We start from the raw sequence: 23,154 nt of genomic DNA, 5'->3' as shown, positions 1-23,154 counted from the left end.
CGCGAAGCTTTTAAGGGGCCCATCGCGGTTTGCGCTTTTGCACGAAAGCCATGGTGCCCTCGATCCCTTCGGCCCCGGTCACCGCTTCGCTGAACCACCGCGCCGCTTCATCCAGCAATTCACTCGAAGGCTGCCCGGCACTGGCGAGCAACAGCTTTTTGGTCGCCGCATTCGCTTCGGGCGCGCAGCACAAAACATGGTCGAGCACTTCGTCGAGGCGTTCTGCCAGTGCCTGCGGATCCTGCTCGACGAAATGCACCAGCCCCAACCGCCGCGCCTGATGGCCGTCGAAACGCGCCGCAGTCAGCGCCAGTCGGCGGGTCTCGGTCAGGCCGATGCGCTGCACCACGAATGGCGCGATCTGCGCTGGCAGCAAACCGAGGCTGGTTTCCGGCAGACCGAACTGCGCTTGATGGTCGGCCATCGCGATATCGCTGACACATGCCAGCCCGAAACCACCACCGAGCACTGCGCCCTGTAAAACGGTGATCAGCACTTGTGGTGCGTCCTGAGCTTCTTGCAGCAGAGCTCCAAAGGCGCGGTTCAACTCGCGGTAAGCGTCGGCGCCTTGGGCACGGGCATTAGCCATGTCCTTGATGTCGCCACCCGCACAGAAATGCCCACCGGCACCGCTGAGGACCAGAGCGCGAACCCCGCGGTCATCGCGCACCGCCGCCAATACCGCGCGCAGTTCGGCGACCATTTGCAGGCTCATCGCATTGCGGCTGTCCGGGCGATTGAGGGTGATGTGCAGCACGCCGCCGTGCAGTTCCAGCAGCAGAGTCTGGCAGTCGGGCAGGGGGCTCATTTCTTTTTTCCCGGCAGAATGCCCATCAGTTTGCAGATGATCCCCAGCATGATTTCGTCGGCGCCGCCGCCGATCGACACCAGCCGCACATCGCGATAGGCGCGGGCTACCGGGTTGTCCCACATGAAGCCCATGCCGCCCCAATATTGCAGGCAGCTGTCGCTGACTTCACGGCCGAGACGCCCGGCCTTGAGCTTGGCCATCGATGCCAGACGTGTGACGTCCTGACCTTTCACATATTGCTCAGTGGCCTGATAGACCAGCGCCCGCAGGCATTCGATTTCGGTCTGCAATTCGGCGAGGCGGAAGTGGATCACCTGATTGTCGATCAGCGCGTTGCCGAAGGTCTTGCGTTCCTTGCAGTACTCGATGGTGCTGTCGACGCAATATTCCAGACCCTTGATCATGTTCGCCGCGCCGAACAGGCGTTCTTCCTGGAACTGCAGCATCTGCATCATGAACCCGGCGCCTTCGTGGCCGATGCGGTTGCGCTGCGGCACACGCACGTTATCGAAAAACACCTGGGCGGTTTCCGAGCTGCGCATACCGAGCTTGTCCAGGTGCGAGCTGAGGCTGATGCCCGGGGTGTTCATCGGCACCATGATCAGCGACTTGTTGATGTGCGGCTTGTCGTCCGAGGTGTTGGCCAGCAGGCAGATGAAATCGGCGCTCGGCGAGTTGGTGATCCACATCTTGCTGCCGTTGATCACGTAGTCGTCGCCGTCCTTGCGCGCGCTGGTCTTGAGTCCGGCGACGTCGGAGCCGGCACCGACTTCCGAGACGCCGATGCAACCGACCTGCTCGCCGGTGATCGCCGGACGGAGGAATTCGTCGCGCAATTCATCGGAGCCGAAACGGGCCAGCGCCGGGGTGCACATGTCGGTCTGCACGCCGATCGACATCGGAATGCCGCCGCAGTGGATAGTGCCGAACTCTTCGGCGGCGACAATCGAATAGCTGTAGTCGAGGCCCATGCCGCCGAATTTTTCCGGCTTGGAAATCCCCAGCAGTCCGAGGTCGCCGGCCTTGCGGAAAATCTCATGGATTGGAAAGCGTCCGGCCTTTTCCCATTCATCGACGTGCGGGTTGATTTCGTGCTCGACGAATTGGCGGACGGTGCGGCGCAGTGCTTCGTGTTCCGGGGTGAAGATCATTTTTATTGTTCTCCTTGGGATCCGTGGCAGTCAGAAGCGGCTGACGCCGAAGCTGTTGGGTTGCAGCGTGCGGATGTCAGCTTCATGGCAGATATCCAGCAGGTATCCGAGCAGGGTGCGGGTATCGCGTGGGTCGATCAGGCCGTCGTCCCACAGGTTGGCGCTGCCATAGAGCGCGGTGGACTGGCTGTCGAGTTTCTGCGCGGTGACCTGTTCGAGCATGTCGAGCATTTTCGGGTCCGGGACCAGGCCTTCCTTGAGCTGTTTGGCCTCGGTGACGATGCGCAACACCTTGCCGGCCTGCGCGCCGCCCATCACCGCGGTGCGGCTGTTGGGCCAGGCGAAGATGAAACGTGGATCGAGACCGCGTCCGCACATCGCATAGTTGCCGGCACCGTAGGAGCCACCGACGACAATCGTCAGTTTAGGCACTCGCGCATTGGCCACCGCTTGAATCAGTTTAGAGCCGTGTTTGATCACGCCTTGCTGCTCGGACTCGGTGCCGACCATAAAACCGGTGGTGTTGTGGAAGAACAGCAGCGGCGTCTGGCTCTGATCGCACAGTTGAATGAACTGTGCAGCCTTGCTCGCCCCGGCCGGCGTGATCGGGCCGTTGTTGCCGATCAAGCCGCAGGCGCGACCGTGGATTTTCAACTGGCCGCAGATGGTTTGCTGATCGAACTCGCCCTTGAATTCGAGAAACTCCGATTCATCGGCAATCCGCGCAACGATTTCGCGCACGTCGTAGGGCTTCTTCGGGTCGTCGGGAATCAGCCCGAGCAGCTCGTCGATCGGGTACAGCGGCGCCTTGTATTGCGGCTCGGGCAGCCACGGCAGTTGCTCGTTCCACGGCAGCATGCGCAGGATCTCGCGGACCAGGCGCACGCCGTCGGCATCGTTCTCGGCCAGATACTCGGCGGTGCCGGCGACCTGCGCGTGCATCTCGGCGCCGCCCAGCTCTTCATCGGTGGCGACCTCGCCCGTCGCGGCTTTGAGCAGTGGCGGCCCGGCAAGAAATAGCTTGGCCTTGCCGCGCACCACCACCACGTAATCCGACAGCCCCGGTTGATAGGCGCCACCGGCCGTCGCCGAGCCGTGCACCACGGTAATCTGCGGCAAACCCATGGCCGACATCCGCGCCTGATTGGCAAAACTGCGTGCGCCTTCGACGAATATCTCCGCCGCATAATTGAGGTTGGCGCCGCCGCTCTCTGCCAGAGTGATCACCGGCAGTTTGTTTTCCAGGGCGATCTGTTGCAGCCGCAGGGATTTTTTCAGGCCGGTGGGGGAGATCGTGCCGCCCTTGATCGCGCTGTTGTTGGCCACCACCATCGCCCGTATGCCGGACACGTAACCGATGCCGGCGATCAGGCCGCCACCTGCAGCGCTGCCGTCCTTGTCGTCGTGCAGCTTGTAGCCGGCCAGACTCGCCAGTTCGAGGAACGGCGCACCGGGGTCGAGCAGCAGGTTCAGGCGTTCGCGGGGCAGCAGTTGCCCGCGCTTGTCGAATTTGCCCTTGGCTTCGGCAGCCTTGTTCAGCAGGTTCTGTTCCAGTTGCTGGACTTGCTCGATGGCCGTGAGCATCGCCGCGCAGTTGCGCGCGAAAGCTTCACTGTGCGGATCGAGTTGGGACTGGATCTGCGGCATGGCTTACTCCTTGTCCTTGAGCACGTCGGGCAGGTACGCCCGATGGAAACCGTTGAACGACTCGCTGTGGCTTGCCTTGTGCAACGGCCATGCGCGGCTGCCGAGACTGGCCGCACCATCGATTTTCAAGGTGCTGCCGCTGATGAACGCCGCCGCCGGGCTGAGCAGAAAAACGATCGCCGCACTGACCTCCGATTCGGTACCGATGCGTTTGAGTGGCACGTGTTCGCGCAGGGTCGGGATCACCGCTTTGAACGCGCCTTCATAAGTGTCCATGCCGCTGGATGCGATCCAGCCCGGCGCCACCGCATTGACCCGCACCCCGGCGTACCCCCACTCGAACGCGGCGGTTTTGGTGAAGTTGTCCATCCCCGAACGTGCCGCGCCCGAGTGGCCCATGCCGGGCATGCCGCCCCACATGTCGGCAAGCATGTTGACGATGTTGCCGCCGTGTTTGCTCATCGACTGGTTGAACACTTCCCGGGCCATCAGGAAGCCGCCGACCAGGTTGGTGCGCAATACGGTTTCAAAGCCTTTCTGATTGATCGCGGCCAGTGGTGATGGGTACTGGCCGCCGGCATTGTTGACCAGACCGTGGATCGGCCCGTGTTCGGTGATCAACTCAGTGACCAGTTGTTTCACCGCGTCCTCATCACGGATGTCGCAGGCCTGCCAATGGGCGCGGCCGCCGTCTTCGCTGATTTCGGCGGCGACCTTTTGCAGCTTCTCCGGTTTGCGCCCGACCAGCAGCACAGTGGCGCCGAGCGCCGCCAGTTCATGCGCGGTGCAACGGCCGATGCCACTGCCGCCACCGGTGACGATGATGGTCTGGCCGCTGAACAGATCGGCTTTGAAAATCGATGCGTAAGCCATGAAGCCCAACCTCTAGTCGAGTTGTTCGGCGATGCTCTGCGGCACCGGGATCTGGATTTCCAGCAGTTGCTGAGCGAAGGCCTTGCCCTGGGGATCGATGCGCAGACTCGCCACGCCTCCGCCGCCAAGCGCGTTCTCCAGCAGAAAATTCAGGCTGTGGGTGCCGGGCAGGTACCAGCGTTCTACCCGGCCGTGAATCGGGTCGAGCACATGGCGCATCCAGTCGACGATCACCGCTGGCGTCAGCGCTTCGGCGATCCATGGCAGGTATTCCGGTCGACGCGGCAGGACACCGATGTTGCTGTGGTTGCCCTTGTCACCGGAGCGCGCCACCGCCAGTTTCACCAACGGCACACTGGCGTCGGCGCGGCCCTGGGGTTTGGGTGGCTGGTCGGGGGTTGGCAGGTCATGGCTGTCGAGCGGCCTTTGCGCGGGGAGGGCGCAGGGATGCTGTTCACCGGCCATGTCGATGTGCAGGGTACAGGCGGTTTTATCGATCAGGAACGAGAATAGCCGGATCAGCGGGTATACCGTCGGCCGTCCGCCGACGATTCCCGTCAGTCCCGGTGCCATGCCGGTGGCAGCCTGGGCGATTTCCCGGGAGAACAGGATCAGCGCCGGTTTCAGTGGATGGCGCACCGCAAGTTTGATCACCACCTCGCGGCTGTCCCGACGCTGGCCGTGAGGGCCGTATGTGGCTTCGCTGCCGAGCAGTTCAATGTTGACTTCGCTGTAGGGTGGCCAGCCGCGCTGGCTGAACATTTCTGCAGTCTTGTCGATGATTGCCTGACTGACGCGGCGCGCCTTGTCCACCGCATCGATGCCGGCGATCAGGCAACTGGCGGTGCAGCGGAAACCGTCCGGGTAAGTTGCGCTGACCTTGTATTTATCGCTGGGCGGCAGGCCTTTGGCTCCGTGGACGTGCACGGCGTTTTTGCCCTGTTGCTGCAGTTTCACTTGAGTGAAATCGCAGACTACATCCGGCAACAGATAGGCCTGTGGATCACCGATTTCATAGAGCATCTGCTCGCCAACGGTCAGCGGCGTCACCAACCCGCCGGAGCCTTCGGGTTTGCTCACGATGAACTGGCCATCGGCACTGACTTCAACGATGGGAAAACCGATGTGTTCGTAGTCCGGCACGTCGCGCCAGTCGGTGAAATTGCCCCCGGTGCATTGCGCGCCGCATTCGATGATGTGCCCGGCGAGCGCGGCCTGGGCCAGTTTGTCGTAGTCGTGCCACGCCCAGCCGAATTCATGCACCAGCGCCGCACTGACCACCGCGCTGTCGACCACGCGCCCGGTGATGACGATGTCGGCACCCAGGCGCAGGGCTTCGACGATGCCCGGTGCGCCGAGGTAGGCGTTGGTCGATACGCACATCGGCGGCAGCGGCGTGCCGTTGAACATTTCGTGGATGCCTTGGGCGGCAAGTTGCTTGAATTGCGGTTGCAGGTCATCGCCGAGCAGCACGGCGATTTTCAGCTTGACCCCGGCCTTGTCGCAGGCGGCTTGCAGGGCGGCGGCACAGGCTTTTGGATTGATCCCGCCGGCATTGCTGATGACGCGGATTTTCTGTTCAGCCAGTTGCGGCAGCAGCGGCGCGAGCACCTCAACGAAGTCCCCGGCGAATCCGGCCTGCGGATCTTTCATACGGGCGCCGGCCATGATCGACAGGGTGATTTCGGCCAGGTAATCGAACACCAGATAATCCAGCTGCCCGCCGGCCACAAGTTGTGCGGCGGCGGTACTGGTGTCACCCCAGAATGCGCTGGCGCATCCGATCCGAACGGTGGTGGGCATTTTTATCTCCGACTCAGGAACCTGCGACAGAAGTGTCTGGAGGCTACCAAGCAAGCGCTTGGTTTGTAAACCACTGAAATATCTTCTGCCCAAGCGCTTGCTTGGTTGCGGCCCGCGGCTTAAATTGCGCGCAACCCTGCGTGTTCAGGGGGCAACAGACTGATCGACTGTAGGAGAGAACGGGTGGACGAGCAAAAAGCCCTGAGGGTCATGCGCGAACTGGTCGACCAAGGCCAGTTGACCGACCCTGACAGCGCCCGCGGCAAACTGCTGCAAGTGGCGGCTCACCTGTTCCGCAACAAGGGTTATGAACGCACCACCGTGCGCGATCTGGCCGGGGCGGTGGGGATCCAGTCCGGGAGCATTTTTCATCACTTCAAAAGCAAGGATGAAATCCTTCGGGCGGTGATGGAAGAAACCATCCGTTACAACACCGCGTTGATGCGCGCCGCGTTGGCCGAAGCCAGTAACGTGCGCGAGCGGGTGCTGGCGCTGATTCGCTGCGAGTTGCAGTCGATCATGGGCGGCAGCGGCGAAGCCATGGCGGTGCTGGTCTATGAATGGCGTTCGCTGTCCGAAGAAGGTCAGGCCCGGGTGCTGGCCCTGCGCGATGTCTATGAAGACCTCTGGTTGCAGGTGCTGGGCGAAGCCAAGGAGGCGGGGTTTATCCGTGGCGATGTATTCATTACCCGACGTTTTCTCACTGGCGCGCTGTCCTGGACCACCACCTGGTTTCGTGCCGGCGGCAGCCTGAGCCTCGATCAGTTGGCCGATGAAGCGCTGATTCTGGTGCTCGAAGAGCGTTAACCCACGTTCCAACAGGTCAGGAAACTGGCTAACTGGGCGAAACCGCCTAGCTTGAATGCATTGATCGGTATTTTTTCGGGGAGTGGGGTGTTTTGAAGTCTTCGCCAATTCGGACGGCCACGGGGCTGGTACTCGTCGCGCTGACGGCATTTTCAGGGTTGCCTGCGCAGGCGGCGCAACTGGTTCGAGTGGGCGCCGCGCACTTTCCGCCTTACACCATCCGCCCGGAAAACGGAGCCGACACCGGTCTGCTGCCGGAATTGGTCGAAGCGCTGAATGCGTTGCAGACGGAGTATCAGTTTGTCCTGGTACCGACCTCGATTCCCCGGCGTTTCGGTGACTTGAAGGAAGGGCGCACCGACATGGCGATTTTCGAAAACCCGGAGTGGGGCTGGAAGGACATTCCACACACCACGGTCGATATGGGTCTGGAAGATGCCGAGATTTTCGTCGCGCAACGCGAAGAGGGTCGGCAGCAGGATTACTTCTCGGACCTCAAGGGCAAGCGGCTGGCGCTGTACAGCGGTTATCACTACGAGTTCGCCAATTTCAACGCCGACCCCAAATTTCTCGCGGATACGTTCAAGGCCACGTTGACCTATTCCCATGACAGCAACCTGTTGATGGTGCTGCGCGGGCGCGCCGACATCGCCTTGGTCACGCGCTCTTACCTGTTCGACTACCTGAAACGCAACGAAAAGGTGGCCGACAAGTTGCTGGTGTCGCAGCGCATCGATCAGGTTTATCACCATTACTCCATTTTGCGCCCGGCCGCGCCGATCACCGGTGAGGCGTTTGGCAAATTGTTGCAGGAGCTGCGGGACAACGGACAGATGCTGAAGATTTTCGAGCCATACAAGATCGCTCTGGTACCGGTACCGCAACACTGATTTCACCCCGCCGGCTAAATTTTCCCGTGCGGCTCACGTCCCATCGTTGAACTGTCGACGATTATCGTGAGCCCGACCCATGTCCAATCTGAATGACCTGACTGCCCTGGCCTTGCCTTCGGGCAGTGAACTGGTAGCCGATGCTACTGAAAGCCGTCTGAGCCTGAGCCTGGACGGGCAACCGCTGGTTCGCTTGCGTCTGAATCGTGACGGCACCGGCCCGATTCAGCTCGATGAGCGTTTTGCCCTGCCGCCCGGCCTGGCGTTGTGGGCGGCCTGTTACTGGTTGTTCGCCCGTGAGCCGGAGCGTCAGCAATTGCTCTGGCAACTGGACCAGCCGCCCACCGAAGCCTTGCTCAGCGGCTTGCTGGTCAGCACCGAAGTGGCCGGCGAATACCGCTGCGAACGCACCCTGTTCTGGCAATTGCCGCAGCCATGGCTCGGTACATCGCTGAGCGGCAGCTACCCACAACAAATGGTGATCAGCCAGGGCAAGCGCCATCCGCTGCGTCCGGTCAAGCCGCGCGGCGAAGTCTATCGACGTTTCGATGCACGCCTCGGGGCGTGGATCTCCCTGCGCACGGTGGAGATCGAGCAGGATCTGGCGCGTTTCAATCGCTGGCAGAACAGTCCACGTGTCGCCAGTTTCTGGCAGGAGGAGGGCAGTCTTGAGCAGCATCGCGAATACCTGAGCAAGCTCGACGCCGATCCGCACACGCTGACGTTGATCGGCTGTTTCGACGATCAGCCGTTTGCCTATTTCGAGGCCTACTGGGCCAAGGAAGACCGTATCGCGCCGTTCTATGATGTCGACAATTACGACCGTGGCATTCACATGCTGGTGGGGGAAGAGAATCACCGTGGCCCGCACAAGGTCGCGAGCTGGTTGTCGGCCCTGGTGCACTATCTGTTTCTGGATGATCCGCGTACCCAGCGCGTGGTCGCCGAACCGCGTGCCGACAACGCGAAGATGATCGGCCACATGCAGAATCAGTGCTTCCACTGCGAGAAGGAATTCGACTTTCCGCACAAGCGTGCGGCGTTGATGATTCTGGGGCGTGAGCGGTTTTTTGATCGGTGCAAGCTGGCCTGAGGTTCAGGCCTCAAAGATCTACGTGATCTTGAGGCCGCATTCGCGAGCAGGCTCGCTCCCACACAGGTTCTGCATACACAGGACAAATGTGGGAGCGAGCCTGCTCGCGAATGGGGTTACCACGATTTCGCTGATTAACGACGACCCATCGAAGCCGCATCCCCGCGACTGCCCGACACCTTGCGGCAGTGCACCAGCGCATCGCGAATCATGAAATTGACCAGGGTTGGCGAGACGCCGAGTTCCTTGGCGATGTCCTTTTGCGGCACGCCGTGCAGACGGTACATCTCGAAGGCGTAGCGGGTGCGGCTGGGCAGTTCGGTCAGCGCGTCGGCAATGTGTTCCAGCGTCGAGAAGTTGATATGCGAGGTTTCCGGCGAAGCGCCCTGAATGACCACATTCAACCCTTCCTCTTCCGGGCCTGAGTACTTCTGTTCCAGCGCCTGTTTGCGGTAGTGATCGATGGCGAGGTTGCGCACGATCTGGAACAGATAACTCAATTGCGCCTTGATCGACGACGTGATCGGCGGGGCCGACTGCAAGCGGAAGAACGCATCCTGCACCACATCTTCGGCGCGTGAACGGCAGCCGGTAATGCGCGCTGCAATCTTCACCAGAATCAGTCGATTGTCGACGAAGGCCTGAAGTAGCGGTGAATCGCACCTGCTTGTGGATACTTGTTCCGTCATGGAAATCACCTTGCTGCCAATAGGTTAGTGGGACGCCTGGGGGACGGGGCCGTCCTACACATCGAGCGACAAATTATGTTGAATGATAATGATTGTCAATTGAGAAAGAGAACTAATGCTCCGTAAAGGTGCGAATCGAGAACTGCGACACACCGCCACACCCCAGCCCCCGTTGGCGATCCAGCCTGCCGACTAATTATTTCAAGACGTCATCCGTTCTCATTGGTGAATGGTTCCGGGTACCGAGCCCCGGCCAGACAGCATTCCGATGCCTTGCGCGGTCGGCACAGACCGCGCCCTGCACGCCCTCGATCGGCGTGACGCAGCAACTCGATTCCACTTAGCAAGCCGAATTCAGGCAGGAAACCTCATGACCGACGCGTTCGAACTCCCCAGCACTCTGGTCCAAGCCCTCCAGCGCCGCGCGGCACAGACGCCGGATCGCCTGGCCCTGCGCTTTCTCGCCGAAACCGAGGAGCAGGGCGTGGTGCTCAGTTACCGCGAACTCGATCAACGCGCGCGCACCATTGCTGCCGCGCTGCAGGCCCAGGCTGAGTTCGGTGATCGCGCGGTGCTGCTGTTTCCCAGCGGCGCGGATTACGTCGCGGCGTTTTTCGGTTGCCTGTACGCCGGGGTGATCGCAGTGCCGGCCTATCCGCCGGAGTCCGCCCGTCGGCATCACCAGGAACGCCTGCTGTCGATCATTGCCGACGCCGAACCGCGCCTGCTGCTGACCAGTGCCGACCTGCGCGATGCCTTGCAACAAATCGACGGCGCGCCGCCGTTGTTGTGCGTCGATACCCTCGACAACGCCCTGGCCGAGCGCTGGGTCGAACCGGCTCTGCCGCAAGACCACATCGCCTTCCTGCAATACACCTCCGGCTCCACCGCGCTGCCCAAAGGCGTGCAGGTCAGCCACGGTAATCTGGTGGCCAACGAGCTGCTGATTCGCCACGGTTTCGGCATCGATGTGAACCCTGACGATGTGATCGTCAGCTGGCTGCCGCTGTACCACGACATGGGCCTGATCGGCGGATTGCTGCAACCGATTTTCAGCGGCGTGCCGTGCATCCTGATGTCACCGGCGTACTTCCTCGGTCGCCCGTTGCGCTGGCTTGAAGCGATCAGCCAATACGGCGGCACCATCAGCGGCGGGCCGGATTTTGCCTATCGTCTGTGCAGCGAGCGGGTCAGCGAATCGGCGCTGGAGCGCCTCGACCTGAGCCGCTGGCGCGTGGCCTATTCCGGCTCCGAACCGATCCGTCTCGATACCCTTGAGCGCTTCGCCGAGAAGTTCACCCCGTGCGGCTTCAGCGAAGACAGCTTCATGGCCTCCTATGGTCTGGCCGAGGCGACCCTGTTCGTCGCCGGCACACCACGGGGCACCGGCATTCCTGCGCTACGCGTCGATGATCAGGCACTGGCGCAAAACCGCGCCGAGCCGGGCGACGGCAGCCCGATCATGAGTTGCGGCATCAGCCAGCCGGAGCACGCGGTGCTGATCGTCGAGCCGGTGACGCTGAATGAACTGGCTGACAACCTCGTCGGTGAAGTCTGGGCCGCCGGGCCGAGCATCGCTCACGGCTACTGGCGCAACCCCGAGGCCAGCGCCAAGACCTTTGTCCAGCACGCCGGTCGCACCTGGCTGCGCACTGGCGATCTGGGCTTCATCCGCGACGGTGAACTGTTCATCACCGGGCGCCTGAAAGACCTGCTGATCGTGCGCGGTCACAACCTCTATCCGCAGGACATCGAGCAAACCGTCGAGCGTGAAGTGGAAGTGGTGCGCAAAGGTCGCGTCGCGGCATTCGCGGTCAATCAGGGCGGTGAAGAAGGCATTGGCATCGCCGCAGAAATCAGCCGCAGCGTGCAGAAAATCCTGCCGCCCGAAGCGCTGATCAAAGCCATTCGCCAAGCGGTGGCCGAGGCCTATCAGGAAGCGCCAAGCGTGGTGGTGCTGCTCAACCCGGGCGCGCTGCCGAAGACTTCCAGCGGCAAGCTGCAACGCTCGGCGTGCCGCAATCGTCTGGCCGATGGCAGCCTCGACAGCTACGCGGTGTTCCCGTCCGCCGAGGTGCAAAGTAGCGAATCGAGCCTGGCAGCTTCGGAGCTGGAAACGCTAATCGGCAAGATCTGGGCCGAGCAACTAAACGTCAGACAAGTCGGCGCCGACGACCACTTCTTCCTGCTCGGCGGCAACTCGATTGCCGCCACGCAAGTGATCGCCCGGGTCCGCGAAGAACTGGCGCTGGAGCTGAACCTGCGCCTGCTGTTTGAAGCGCCGACCCTGTCCGAATTCGCCGCTGCGGTCGCGCAACAGCAACAGGACGGCGGCAGCGCCCAAGGCGCAATCACTGCGTTGTCGCGCACGCAAGCACTGCCGCAATCGCTGGCGCAAAACCGACTGTGGATCACCTGGCAACTCGACCCGCACAGCAGCGCCTACAACATCCCCGGCGCCCTGCGTCTGCGCGGCGAGCTGGACGAAGACGCGTTGCGCGCCAGCTTTCAGCAACTCATCGAGCGTCACGAATCGCTGCGCACGCGCTTCTTCGAGCGCGACGGCGTAGCGCTGCAACAAGTCGACGCCGCACCTGAATTCAACCTGCAACTGATCGACATCAGCGACCTGCCGGCGCACGAACGTGAAGCCCGCGCGCAACAGATCCGCGAGGACGAGGCGCGCACTCAGTTCGATCTGGAAAAAGGCCCGCTGCTGTGGGTGACACTCGTACGCCTCGACGATGAAGATCATCAGCTTCTGGTGACGCTGCATCACATCATCGCCGACGGCTGGTCGCTGAACGTGCTGATCGACGAATTCTCGCGCCTGTACGCTGCGGCATCCCAAGGCCAGCGCGCCGAACTCGCGCCGCTGCCCACCCAATACGCCGACTACGGCAGTTGGCAGCGCCAGTGGCTGGCGCAAGGTGAGGGCGAGCGACAACTGGCGTACTGGAAAGCGCAACTGGGCGACGAACATCCGGTGCTGGAACTGGCCACCGACCACCCGCGTTCAGCCAGACAATTGCACAGCGCCGCGCGCCACAGCGTGCGCCTCGGCGTCAGCCTCAGTGATGCGATCAAGCAGACCGCGCAGGCGCATCAATCGACGCCGTTCATGCTGTTGCTTTCGGCGTTCCAGAGCCTGCTGCACCGCTACAGCGGTCAGCGCGATATCCGCATCGGCATCCCCAACGCCAACCGTCCGCGCCTGGAAACCCAGGGCTTGATCGGCTTCTTCATCAACACTCAGGTGCTGCGTGCCGAGGTTGATTCGCGGCTATCGTTTGTCGAGTTGCTGGCGCAGACCCGCGAGGCTGCACTGGGTGCGCAGGCCCATCAGGATCTGCCGTTCGAACAACTGCTCGAAGCGTTCCCGCAGGCTCGCGAACAAGGTCTGTTCCAGGTCATGTTCAACCACCAGCAACGCGACTTGAGTGCGCTCAAACGCCTGCCGGGCCTGCTCGCCGAAGAGTTGCCGTGGCACAGCCGCGAGGCCAAGTTCGACCTGCAACTGCACAGTGAAGAGGATCGCAACGGGCGACTGACCTTGTCCTTCGACTACGCCGATGAACTGTTCGACGCGGCGACCATCGAGCGTCTGGCCGAACACTTCAGCAACCTGCTGCGCGCGGTCTGCGAGCAGCCGCAACAGGCGATCGGCGACCTGCCATTGCTCACTCCGTGTGAGCACGAGCAGCAACAGGCATGGAGCGTCGCCCCGTGCACCCCGGCGCAGCAATGGCTGCCGGAGCTGCTCAACGAACAGGCGCGGCGGACCCCGGAACGCACCGCGCTGGTGTGGGACGGAGGTAGCCTCGACTTCGCCGAATTGCACGCCCAGGCCAACCGCCTCGCGCACTATCTGCGCGACAAAGGTGTCGGCCCGGACGTGTGCGTGGCGATTGCCGCCGAGCGTTCGCCGCAACTGCTGATCGGCCTGCTGGCGATCATCAAGGCCGGTGGCGCTTATGTGCCGCTGGATCCGGATTATCCGGCCGAGCGCTTGGCTTACATGCTCAGCGACAGCGGTGTCGAGCTGCTGCTGACTCAGACTGCATTGCTCGACCGTCTGCCAGCCAGTGACGGCGTCAGCGTCATCGCCATGGACGCGCTGCATCTGGAGAACTGGCCGAGCCAGGCGCCGGGTCTGCACCTGCACGGCGACAATCTCGCCTACGTGATTTACACCTCCGGCTCCACCGGCCAACCGAAAGGCGTCGGCAACACCCACGCTGCATTGGCCGAACGTCTGCAATGGATGCAGAACAGCTATCGCCTGAACGACAGCGACGTGCTGATGCAAAAGGCGCCGATCAGTTTCGACGTGTCGGTGTGGGAATGCTTCTGGCCGCTGATCACTGGCGCGCGTCTGCTGATCGCCGGCCCCGGCGAACACCGTGATCCGCATCGCATCGCGCAACTGGTGCAGGAATACGGTGTGACCACGCTGCACTTTGTGCCGCCGTTGCTTGCGCTGTTCATCGACGAGCCGCTGAGCGCCGAATGCACCAGCCTGCGCCGGGTGTTCTCCGGCGGTGAAGCGCTGCCGGCGGAACTGCGCAACCGCGTGCTGGCGCAGCTGCCGGCGGTGCAACTGCACAACCGTTACGGCCCGACCGAAACCGCGATCAACGTCACCCACTGGCACTGCACCACGGACGACGGTGAGCGTTCGCCAATTGGCCGGCCGCTGGGCAACGTGATCTGCCGCGTGCTCGACGCCGATCTCAATCCCGTGCCGGCCGGTGTGCCGGGTGAACTGTGCATCAGCGGCATCGGTCTGGCCCGGGGTTACCTCGGTCGTCCGGCGCTGACGGCCGAGCGCTTTGTGGTCGACCCGTTGGGCGAGCAGGGCGCACGTTTGTACCGCACCGGCGACCGTGCACGTTGGACCTCGGACGGCGTGATCGAATACCTCGGGCGCCTCGATCAGCAGGTCAAACTGCGTGGTTTCCGCGTTGAACCGGAAGAAATCGAAGCACGGCTGCTGGCGCAAAACGGCGTCGCCCAGGCCGTGGTGCTGGTACGGGAAACCGCAGCCGGCGCGCAACTGATCGGCTATTTCACTGCCGCCGACGCCAGCGAAGATCAGGACGCACAGATCGCCCGCCTGAAAAACGCGCTGGCCTCCGAGCTGCCGGAATACATGGTCCCGGCGCAACTGATGCGCCTGGACGCAATGCCCCTCAGCCCAAGCGGCAAACTCGACCGTCGCGCCTTGCCTGAGCCGCAGTGGCAGGTGCGTGAACACGTCGAACCGGTCACTGAGCTGGAGCAACAGATCGCCGCGATCTGGCGTGAAGTGCTGGGTCTGCCACGGATCGGTCTGCGCGACGACTTCTTCGCCCTCGGCGGACACTCGTTGCTGGCCACACAAATCATCTCGCGCAGCCGTCAGGCCTGTGACGTCGAGCTACCGTTGCGTGCCTTGTTCGAGCACAGCGAACTCGGCGATTTCGCCGAACAGATCCGCCTGATCCAGGCCAGCGGCCAGACCAACCAACAGCCGCCGATTGCCAAAGTCGATCGCAGCAAACCGGTGCCGTTGTCGTACTCGCAACAGCGCATGTGGTTCCTCTGGCAGATGGAGCCGGACAGCCCGGCGTACAACGTCGGCGGCATGGCGCGCCTGCGCGGCGTGTTGCACGTCGAGCATTTCGAGGCAGCCTTGCAGGCGCTGATCCTGCGCCACGAAACCCTGCGTACCACGTTCCCGAGCGTCGATGGCGTGGCCCGTCAACAGGTGCATGCCGAAACCGGCGTGCGCATGGGTTGGAAAGATTTCTCGAAACTGCCGGCTGACCAGCGTGAACAGAACGTCCAGCAACTGGCCGATGACGAAGCGCATCTGCCGTTCGACCTGGAAAGCGGCCCGCTGCTGCGCGCCTGTCTGGTGAAGACCGCCGAGCACGAGCATTACTTCGTGCTGACCCTGCATCACATCGTCACCGAAGGCTGGGCGATGGATATTTTTGCCCGCGAGCTCAGCGCGCTGTACGAAGCCTTTGTCGATGAGCGCGATTCGCCGCTTGAAGCGTTGCCGGTGCAGTACCTCGATTACAGCGTCTGGCAACGGCAGTGGCTGGAGTCAGGTGAACGTCAGCGCCAGCTCGACTACTGGACTGCGCAACTCGGTCGCGAACATCCGCTGCTGGAACTGCCCGGCGATCGTCCGCGTCCGCCGGTGCAAAGCCATCAGGGTGAGCTGTTCCGTTTCGACCTCAGTGATGATCTCGCCGCTCGCGTTCGCGCGTTCAATGCGCAAAACGGTCTGACCCTGTTCATGACCATGACCGCTGCGCTCGCCACCTTGCTCTACCGCTACAGCGGCCAGACCGACCTGCGCATCGGCGCGCCGGTGGCCAACCGGATTCGTCCGGAAAGCGAAGGGCTGATCGGCGCATTCCTCAATACCCAGGTGCTGCGTTGCCAGCTCGACGGCCAGATGTCGGTCGGCGAACTGTTCGAGCAAGTGCGCCACACCGTTATCGAAGGCCAGTCGCATCAGGACCTGCCGTTCGATCATCTGGTCGAAGCGCTGCAACCACCACGCAGCGCGGCGTACAACCCGTTGTTCCAGGTGATGTGCAACGTGCAGCGCTGGGAATTCCAGCAGAGCCGCATGCTCGCCGGGATGACCGTCGAGTACCTGGCCAACGATGCGCGGGCGACCAAGTTCGACCTCAACCTGGAAGTCACCGACCTCGATCATCGCCTCGGTTGCTGCCTGACCTACAGCACCGACCTGTTCGACGAACCGACCATCGCGCGCATGGCCCAGCATTGGCGCAACCTGCTGGAAGCGTTGATCGCCGATCCGCAACAGCGTCTGAGCCAGTTGCCGCTGCTCGCCCCGACTGAACAACAGCAGTTGCTCGACAGCCTCGGCGTTGAACCGGGCGAGCGTCGTCTCGATCAGTGCATCCATCATCTGTTCGCCGAGCAGGCACTGGCGCGCAAAGACGCCCCGGCCCTGACCTTCGCCGGCCAGACCCTGAGCTACGCGGAACTTGATGCCCGCGCCAATCGCCTGGCCTGGGCCCTGCGTGAGCGTGGGGTCGGCCCGCAAGTGCGGGTCGGTCTGGCGCTGGAGCGCTCGCTGGAAATGGTCGTCGGCCTACTGGCGATCCTCAAGGCGGGCGGCGCTTACGTGCCGCTGGACCCGGAATACCCGCTCGATCGCCTGCACTACATGATCGAAGACAGCCGCATCGGTCTGCTGCTCAGTGACCGCGCGATGTTCAACGCCCTCGGCGATTTGCCGTCGAGCGTGGCGCGCTGGTGCCTGGAAGATGACAGCGCGGCGCTGGTGGATTACCCGGTCAGCGAGTTGCCTTTTATCAGCCTGCCGCAGCATCAGGCCTATCTGATTTACACCTCGGGTTCGACCGGCAAACCGAAAGGCGTGGTGGTGTCCCACGGTGAAATCGCCATGCATTGCCAGGCCGTGATCGAACGTTTCGGCATGCGTGCGGACGACTGCGAACTGCACTTCTATTCGATCAACTTCGACGCCGCCACCGAGCGTCTGCTGGTGCCGTTGCTCAGCGGCGCGCAAGTGGTGCTGCGAGCGCAAGGGCAGTGGGACGCGGAAGAAATCTGCGGGTTGATCCGCACCCACCGGATCAATGTGCTCGGCTTCACCCCGAGCTACGGCAGCCAGCTGGCGCAGTTCCTCGCCACGCAGAATGAAACTCTGCCGGTGCGGATGATCATCACCGGCGGCGAAGCGCTGACTGGCGAGCACCTGCAACGGATTCGTGCTGCGTTCAAACCGAGTCTGTTCTTCAACGCCTATGGCCCGACTGAAACCGTGGTCATGCCATTGGCCGGTCTCGCCCCGGAAGTGCTGGAAGAGGGCGCCGGCAGCGTGCCGATCGGCAGCGTGATCGGTGACCGCGTGGCGTACATTCTCGATGCCGATCTGGCGTTGGTGCCGCAAGGCGCGACCGGTGAATTGTTCGTCGGCGGCGCCGGTCTGGCGCAGGGCTATCACGACCGTCCGGGCATCAGCGCCGAGCGTTTCGTGGCAGACCCGTTTGCCGCCGATGGTGGACGCATGTACCGCACCGGCGACTTGGTGCGCCAGCGTGCCGATGGGTTGGTGGAGTACCTGGGGCGGATCGACCATCAGGTGAAGATTCGCGGTTTCCGTATCGAGTTGGGTGAGATCGAAACCCGTCTGCTCGATCACCACTCGATCCGCGAAGCGGTGGTGCTGGCGCTGGATGCGCCGAGCGGCAAGCAACTGGTGGGCTACCTGGTCAGCGAAGTTGCCGAGCAAGGCGAAGCGCAACAGGCCGAACTGCGTGAAGCACTGAAGTCGCACCTCAAGGCACAACTGCCGGACTACATGGTGCCGACGCACCTGATCCTGCTGGCGAGCATGCCGCTGACCGCCAACGGCAAACTCGACCGCCGCGCCTTGCCGGCACCGGATCCGGAGTTGAACCGTCAGGACTACGTCGCGCCGAGCAATGAGCTGGAGCAGACCCTGGCACAGATCTGGTGCGAGGTGCTTAACGTCGAGCAGGTCGGGCTCAACGACAACTTCTTCGAACTCGGCGGCGACTCGATCCTGTCGATTCAAGTGGTCAGTCGTGCGCGGCAGCAGGGCATTCATTTCAGCCCGCGGGATCTGTTCCAGCATCAGACCGTGCAGACCCTCGCCGCCGTGGCCAGCCGCAGCGAGCAAGTCACTGCCGAGCAGGGACTGGTGGTCGGTGAGTCGGCGATGACGCCGATTCAACACTGGTTCTTCGACACTGATATTCCTGAGCGTCAGCACTGGAACCAGGCGCTGCTGCTGGAGCCGAGTGTGGCGCTGGAACCGCATCGTCTGGAGCAGGCGCTGCTGGCTGTGATCGAGCAGCACGATGCTTTGCGTCTGCGCTTCACTCAGGTCAACGATCAATGGCAAGCAACGCATCAACCGGTGTCCGACGCCGAGGTGTTGTGGCAGGTGCGGGTGGCGGCGATGGACCAGTGCGCAGCGCTGTTCGCTGATGCCCAGCGCAGTCTCGATCTGCAGAACGGCCCGCTGCTGCGCGCCTTGCTGGTCGATGGTCCCGAAGGGCAGCAACGCCTGTTTATTGCGATCCATCACCTGGTGGTCGACGGTGTGTCGTGGCGCGTATTGCTCGACGACCTGCAAACCGTGTATCGCCAGCTCGACGCCGAACAGTCGGTAAAACTGCCGGCAAAAACCAGTGCCTTCAAAGACTGGGCTGCACGTTTGCAGGCCTATGCCGGCAGCGAATCGTTGCGTGAAGAACTGAACTGGTGGCAGACGCAACTGGCCGGGCAGAACGCCGAGCTGCCGTGCGAAAACCCGCAGGGCGGACAGCAGAATCGTCACGCGCAAACCGTCAGCGTGCGCCTGGATGCCGAGCGTACCCAACAACTGCTGCAACAGGCACCGCGCGCCTACCGCACGCAGGTCAACGATCTGCTGCTGACCGCGCTGGCCCGCGTGCTGTGCCGCTGGAGCGGGCAGCCGTCGGCACTGATTCAACTGGAAGGCCACGGCCGCGAAACCCTGTTCGACGAGATCGACCTGACCCGCACCGTCGGCTGGTTCACCAGCGCCTATCCATTACGCCTGACCCCGCACAACATCGAAGAGGCCGCCGGGCAGGGCGCTTCGATCAAGGCGATCAAGGAACAACTGCGCGCGGTGCCGCACAAAGGCCTCGGTTATGGCGTGTTGCGTTATCTGGCCGATGACCTCAGTCAGCGCAGCATGGCGGCGTTGCCGAATGCTCCGGTGACCTTCAACTACCTCGGCCAGTTCGACCAGAGTTTCGCCAGCGATGCGCTGTTCCGTCCGCTGGATGAGCCGGTCGGTGCGGCCCACGATCCGCAGGCGCCGTTGCCAAACGAGTTGAGCATCGACAGTCAGGTGTACGGCGGCGAACTGCTGCTGCGCTGGACTTTCAGTGCCGAGCGCTACGAGGCGCAAACCATCAACGATCTGGCCGACGCCTACCTCGGCGAGCTGCAAAGCCTGATCGAACATTGCCTGCAAGACACGGCCGGTGGCCTGACGCCTTCGGACTTCCCGCTGGCGAAATTGACCCAGGCGCAACTCGATGCACTGCCGGTGCCGGCGGCGCAGATCGAAGACGTCTATCCGCTGACGCCGATGCAGGAAGGCATGTTGCTGCACACCTTGCTCGAACCGGGCACCGGTCTGTACTACATGCAGGATCGCTACCGGATCAACAGCGAGCTCGATCCCGAGCGTTTCGCCCAAGCCTGGCAAGCGGTGGTCGCCCGTCATGAAGCGCTGCGTGCGTCGTTCTGCTGGAACGTCGGCGAAGACATGCTGCAAGTGATCCACACCCCGGGTCGTACGCCGATCGAGTACCTGGACTGGAGCGCCATCGCCGAGGACGAGCAAGAACCGAAGCTGCAAGCGCTGCTGAAAAGCGAGCGTGAGGCCGGGTTCGATCTGCTCAATCAGGCACCGTTCCACCTGCGCCTGATCAAGGTCGGCGCGGCGCGTTACTGGTTCATGATGAGCAACCACCACATCCTGATCGATGCCTGGTGTCGTTCGCTGCTGATGAACGATTTCTTCGAGATCTACACCGCCCTCGGTGAAGGTCGCGAAGCACAGTTGTCGGTGCCGCCGCGTTACCGCGACTACATCGGCTGGCTGCAACGCCAGAGCCTGGCCGAGGCACGTCAGTGGTGGCAGCAGAACCTGCAAGGTTTTGAACGCACCACGCCGATCCCGAGCGACCGACCGTTCCTGCGCGAACACGCCGGCGAAAGCGGCGGCATGATCGTTGGTGACCGCTATACCCGTCTCAACGTTGAGGATGGCGCCCGTCTGCGTGAGCTGGCCCAGGCCCATCAACTGACCATCAACACCTTCGCTCAAGCGGCATGGGCTCTGGTATTGCGCCGCCTGAGCGGTGATCGCGACGTGCTGTTCGGCGTCACCGTGGCCGGGCGCCCGGTGGAAATGCCGGAAATGCAGCGCACCGTCGGCCTGTTCATCAACAGCATCGCGCTGCGGGTGAAAATGCCTGAGGACGATCAGCGTGCCAGTGTGCGCCAGTGGTTGAGCGCTCTGCTCGACAGCAACATGCAGCTGCGCGAGTACGAATACCTGCCGCTGGTGAACATCCAGGAGCAGAGCGAATTGCCGAAAGGCCAACCGCTGTTCGACAGTCTGTTCGTGTTCGAGAACGCGCCAGTGGAAGTCTCGGTGCTGGACCGAGCGCAGAGTCTCAACGCTACGTCGGACTCTGGTCGTACCCACACCAACTTCCCGCTGACGGCGGTGTGCTACCCGGGCGATGACCTCGGCCTGCATCTGTCCTATGACCAGCGCTACTTCGACGAATCGACGATCGAGCGCATGCTCGGTGAGTTCAAGCGCCTGCTGCTGGCATTGGTCGATGGCTTCCATGGCGACATGGCTGACCTGCCGCTGCTGGGCTTTGATGAGCAGGAATTCTTGCTGCACGGCTGCAACCAGAGCGCGCACGATTATCCGCTGGAGCAGAGCTACGTGGCGCTGTTCGAAGCGCAGGTCGCGGCGCATCCGCAGCGCATCGCCGCCACTTGCCTTGATCAGCAACAGAGCTATGCCGAGCTCAACCTCAACGCCAACCGCCTCGGCCATGCACTGGTCGCCGCCGGGGTGCAGTTGGATCAACCGGTAGCGTTGCTCGCCGAACGTAATCTGGATCTTTTGGGGATGATCATCGGCAGCTTCAAGGCCGGTGCCGGTTACCTGCCGCTGGATCCGGGCCTGCCGAGCCAGCGTCTGCAGCGGATCATCGAGCTGAGCCGCACGCCGGTGCTGGTGTGCAGCGAGGCCTGCCGCGAACAGGCGCAGACTTTGCTCGATGAGTTCAGCTGCGCCAACCGTCCACGGCTGTTGGTCTGGGAAGAAGTGCAGGCGCTGGCGACATCGCTGCAGAACCCGGGGATCTACAGTGGCCCGGACAACCTGGCCTACGTGATCTACACCTCGGGTTCGACCGGGTTGCCGAAAGGCGTAATGGTCGAGCAGCGCGGCATGCTCAACAACCAGTTGAGCAAGGTGCCGTACCTGCAACTGACGGACGCCGACGTGATCGCGCAGACCGCTTCGCAAAGCTTCGATATTTCGGTCTGGCAGTTCCTTGCCGCGCCGCTGTTCGGGGCGCGGGTGGACATCGTGCCGAACACTATCGCTCACGATCCGCAGGGTCTGCTGGTGCATGTGCAGGCGCAGGGCATCACCGTGCTCGAGAGTGTGCCGTCGCTGATTCAAGGCATGCTCTCTTCTGATCGCCTGAGCCTCGACGGCCTGCGCTGGATGCTGCCGACCGGTGAAGCCATGCCGCCGGAACTGGCGCACCAGTGGCTGCTGCGTTATCCGCAGATCGGTCTGGTCAACGCTTACGGCCCGGCGGAATGCTCCGATGACGTGGCGTTCTTCCGTGTGGACATGGCTTCGACTCGCGGCAGCTATTTGCCGATCGGTACGCCGACCGACAACAACTTGCTGTATCTGGTCGATGGCGCGCTGGAACTGGTGCCGCTGGGCGCGGTGGGTGAGTTGTGCGTGGCCGGGACCGGTGTCGGTCGCGGTTACGTCAGCGATCCGCTGCGCACCGCGCCGGTATTTGTGCCGAACCCGTTCGGCGCGCCGGGCGAGCGTCTGTATCGCACCGGTGACCTCGCGCGGCGGCGCAGTGACGGGGTGCTGGAGTACGTTGGCCGGGTTGACCATCAGGTGAAGATTCGCGGTTACCGCATCGAACTGGGTGAAATCGAAGCGCGTCTGCACGAACAACCGGAAGTCCGCGATGCGGCGGTCGGCGTGCAGGAAGGCGTGAATGGCAAGCACCTGGTTGGCTATCTGGTCGCGGCGGATTCGGCGCTCAACCCGAGCGAACGTCTGGAGCGGATCAAGCAACGCCTGCGCAGCGAACTGCCGGAATACATGGTGCCGCTGCACTGGTTGTGGCTGGATCAGTTGCCGCACAACGCCAACGGCAAACTCGACCGCAAGGCCTTGCCGGCGCTGGAGATCGGTCAGTTGCAGAGCGAGGATTACCTGGCCCCGCGCAACGAACTGGAGCAGACCCTGGCCGACATCTGGGCCGAAGTGCTCAAGGTCGACAAGGTCGGCGTGCGCGACAACTTCTTCGAACTGGGCGGGCATTCGTTGCTGGCTACGCAGATCGCCTCGCGGGTGCAGAAAACCCTGCAACGCGATGTGCCGTTGCGGGCGATGTTCGAGTGCAGCACGGTGCAGGAACTGGCCGAGTACATCGAAGGCCTGGCGGCGAGTGACATGACCGAGGATAAAGTGGATCGCTTGAATGATCTGATGGCGGAGCTGGAGGGCTTGTAATCTTCGGCGTCTGTACCGGCC

At 62.7% G+C, this 23,154-nt stretch carries 10 protein-coding genes; 4 read left to right on the top strand and 6 right to left on the bottom strand.

Features of this window, described 5'->3' with window-relative positions; genetic code table 11:
* Positions 1–10 precede the first annotated feature (10 nt).
* From H043_RS0120470 to H043_RS0120450, 5 genes are read right to left on the bottom strand one after another with little or no spacing between them, the layout of a single operon-like run.
* Positions 11–808 (bottom strand): enoyl-CoA hydratase/isomerase family protein, encoded by a 798-nt coding sequence (locus H043_RS0120470; RefSeq protein ID WP_027613410.1) that lies wholly within the window; start codon positions 806–808, stop codon positions 11–13.
* Entirely contained in the window at positions 805–1,962 is a 1,158-nt protein-coding gene (gene atuD, locus H043_RS0120465) for a citronellyl-CoA dehydrogenase (RefSeq protein ID WP_027613409.1), read from the bottom strand. Before atuD ends, H043_RS0120470 begins: the two co-directional genes overlap by 4 nt.
* 30 nt (positions 1,963–1,992) lie before the next feature.
* Entirely contained in the window at positions 1,993–3,609 is a 1,617-nt protein-coding gene (atuC, locus tag H043_RS0120460) for a geranyl-CoA carboxylase subunit beta (RefSeq protein ID WP_027613408.1), read from the bottom strand.
* A gap of 3 nt (positions 3,610–3,612) precedes the next feature.
* Positions 3,613–4,482, bottom strand: a complete 870-nt coding sequence (locus tag H043_RS0120455; protein WP_027613407.1) for an SDR family oxidoreductase — start codon at positions 4,480–4,482, stop codon at positions 3,613–3,615.
* 12 nt (positions 4,483–4,494) lie between these two features.
* The gene (locus H043_RS0120450; RefSeq protein ID WP_027613406.1) at positions 4,495–6,285 is read right to left on the bottom strand and encodes an acyclic terpene utilization AtuA family protein; all 1,791 of its coding nucleotides are present in this window, start codon (positions 6,283–6,285) and stop codon (positions 4,495–4,497) included.
* Between the two features lie 183 nt (positions 6,286–6,468).
* Between H043_RS0120450 and H043_RS0120445 the strand changes: the two genes are divergently transcribed.
* The 3 genes from H043_RS0120445 to H043_RS0120435 all read left to right on the top strand — a co-directional run bounded on the left by H043_RS0120445 (position 6,469) and on the right by H043_RS0120435 (position 9,075).
* Complete coding sequence (locus H043_RS0120445) at positions 6,469–7,092, top strand: TetR/AcrR family transcriptional regulator (protein ID WP_027613405.1); 624 nt, start codon at positions 6,469–6,471, stop codon at positions 7,090–7,092.
* Positions 7,093–7,184: 92 nt separating this feature from the next.
* On the top strand, positions 7,185–7,982 hold the full coding sequence (locus H043_RS0120440) for an ABC transporter substrate-binding protein (protein ID WP_027613404.1): 798 nt from the start codon (positions 7,185–7,187) through the stop codon (positions 7,980–7,982).
* Positions 7,983–8,061: 79 nt separating this feature from the next.
* On the top strand, positions 8,062–9,075 hold the full coding sequence (locus H043_RS0120435) for a GNAT family N-acetyltransferase (protein ID WP_027613403.1): 1,014 nt from the start codon (positions 8,062–8,064) through the stop codon (positions 9,073–9,075).
* 134 nt (positions 9,076–9,209) lie between these two features.
* On the opposite strand, the gene H043_RS0120430 is transcribed toward H043_RS0120435, so the two are convergent.
* Positions 9,210–9,764, bottom strand: a complete 555-nt coding sequence (locus tag H043_RS0120430; protein ID WP_027613402.1) for an RNA polymerase factor sigma-70 — start codon at positions 9,762–9,764, stop codon at positions 9,210–9,212.
* A gap of 370 nt (positions 9,765–10,134) precedes the next feature.
* Between H043_RS0120430 and H043_RS0120425 the strand changes: the two genes are divergently transcribed.
* On the top strand, positions 10,135–23,133 hold the full coding sequence (locus H043_RS0120425) for a non-ribosomal peptide synthetase (RefSeq protein WP_027613401.1): 12,999 nt from the start codon (positions 10,135–10,137) through the stop codon (positions 23,131–23,133).
* Positions 23,134–23,154: the final 21 nt, after the last annotated feature.

The organism is Pseudomonas sp. URIL14HWK12:I6 (assembly GCF_000514195.1).
GTDB lineage: Bacteria > Pseudomonadota > Gammaproteobacteria > Pseudomonadales > Pseudomonadaceae > Aquipseudomonas > Aquipseudomonas putida_A.
Note: the sequence above shows the minus strand (reverse complement) of the source record. Positions and strands in the feature narration are given on the sequence as shown.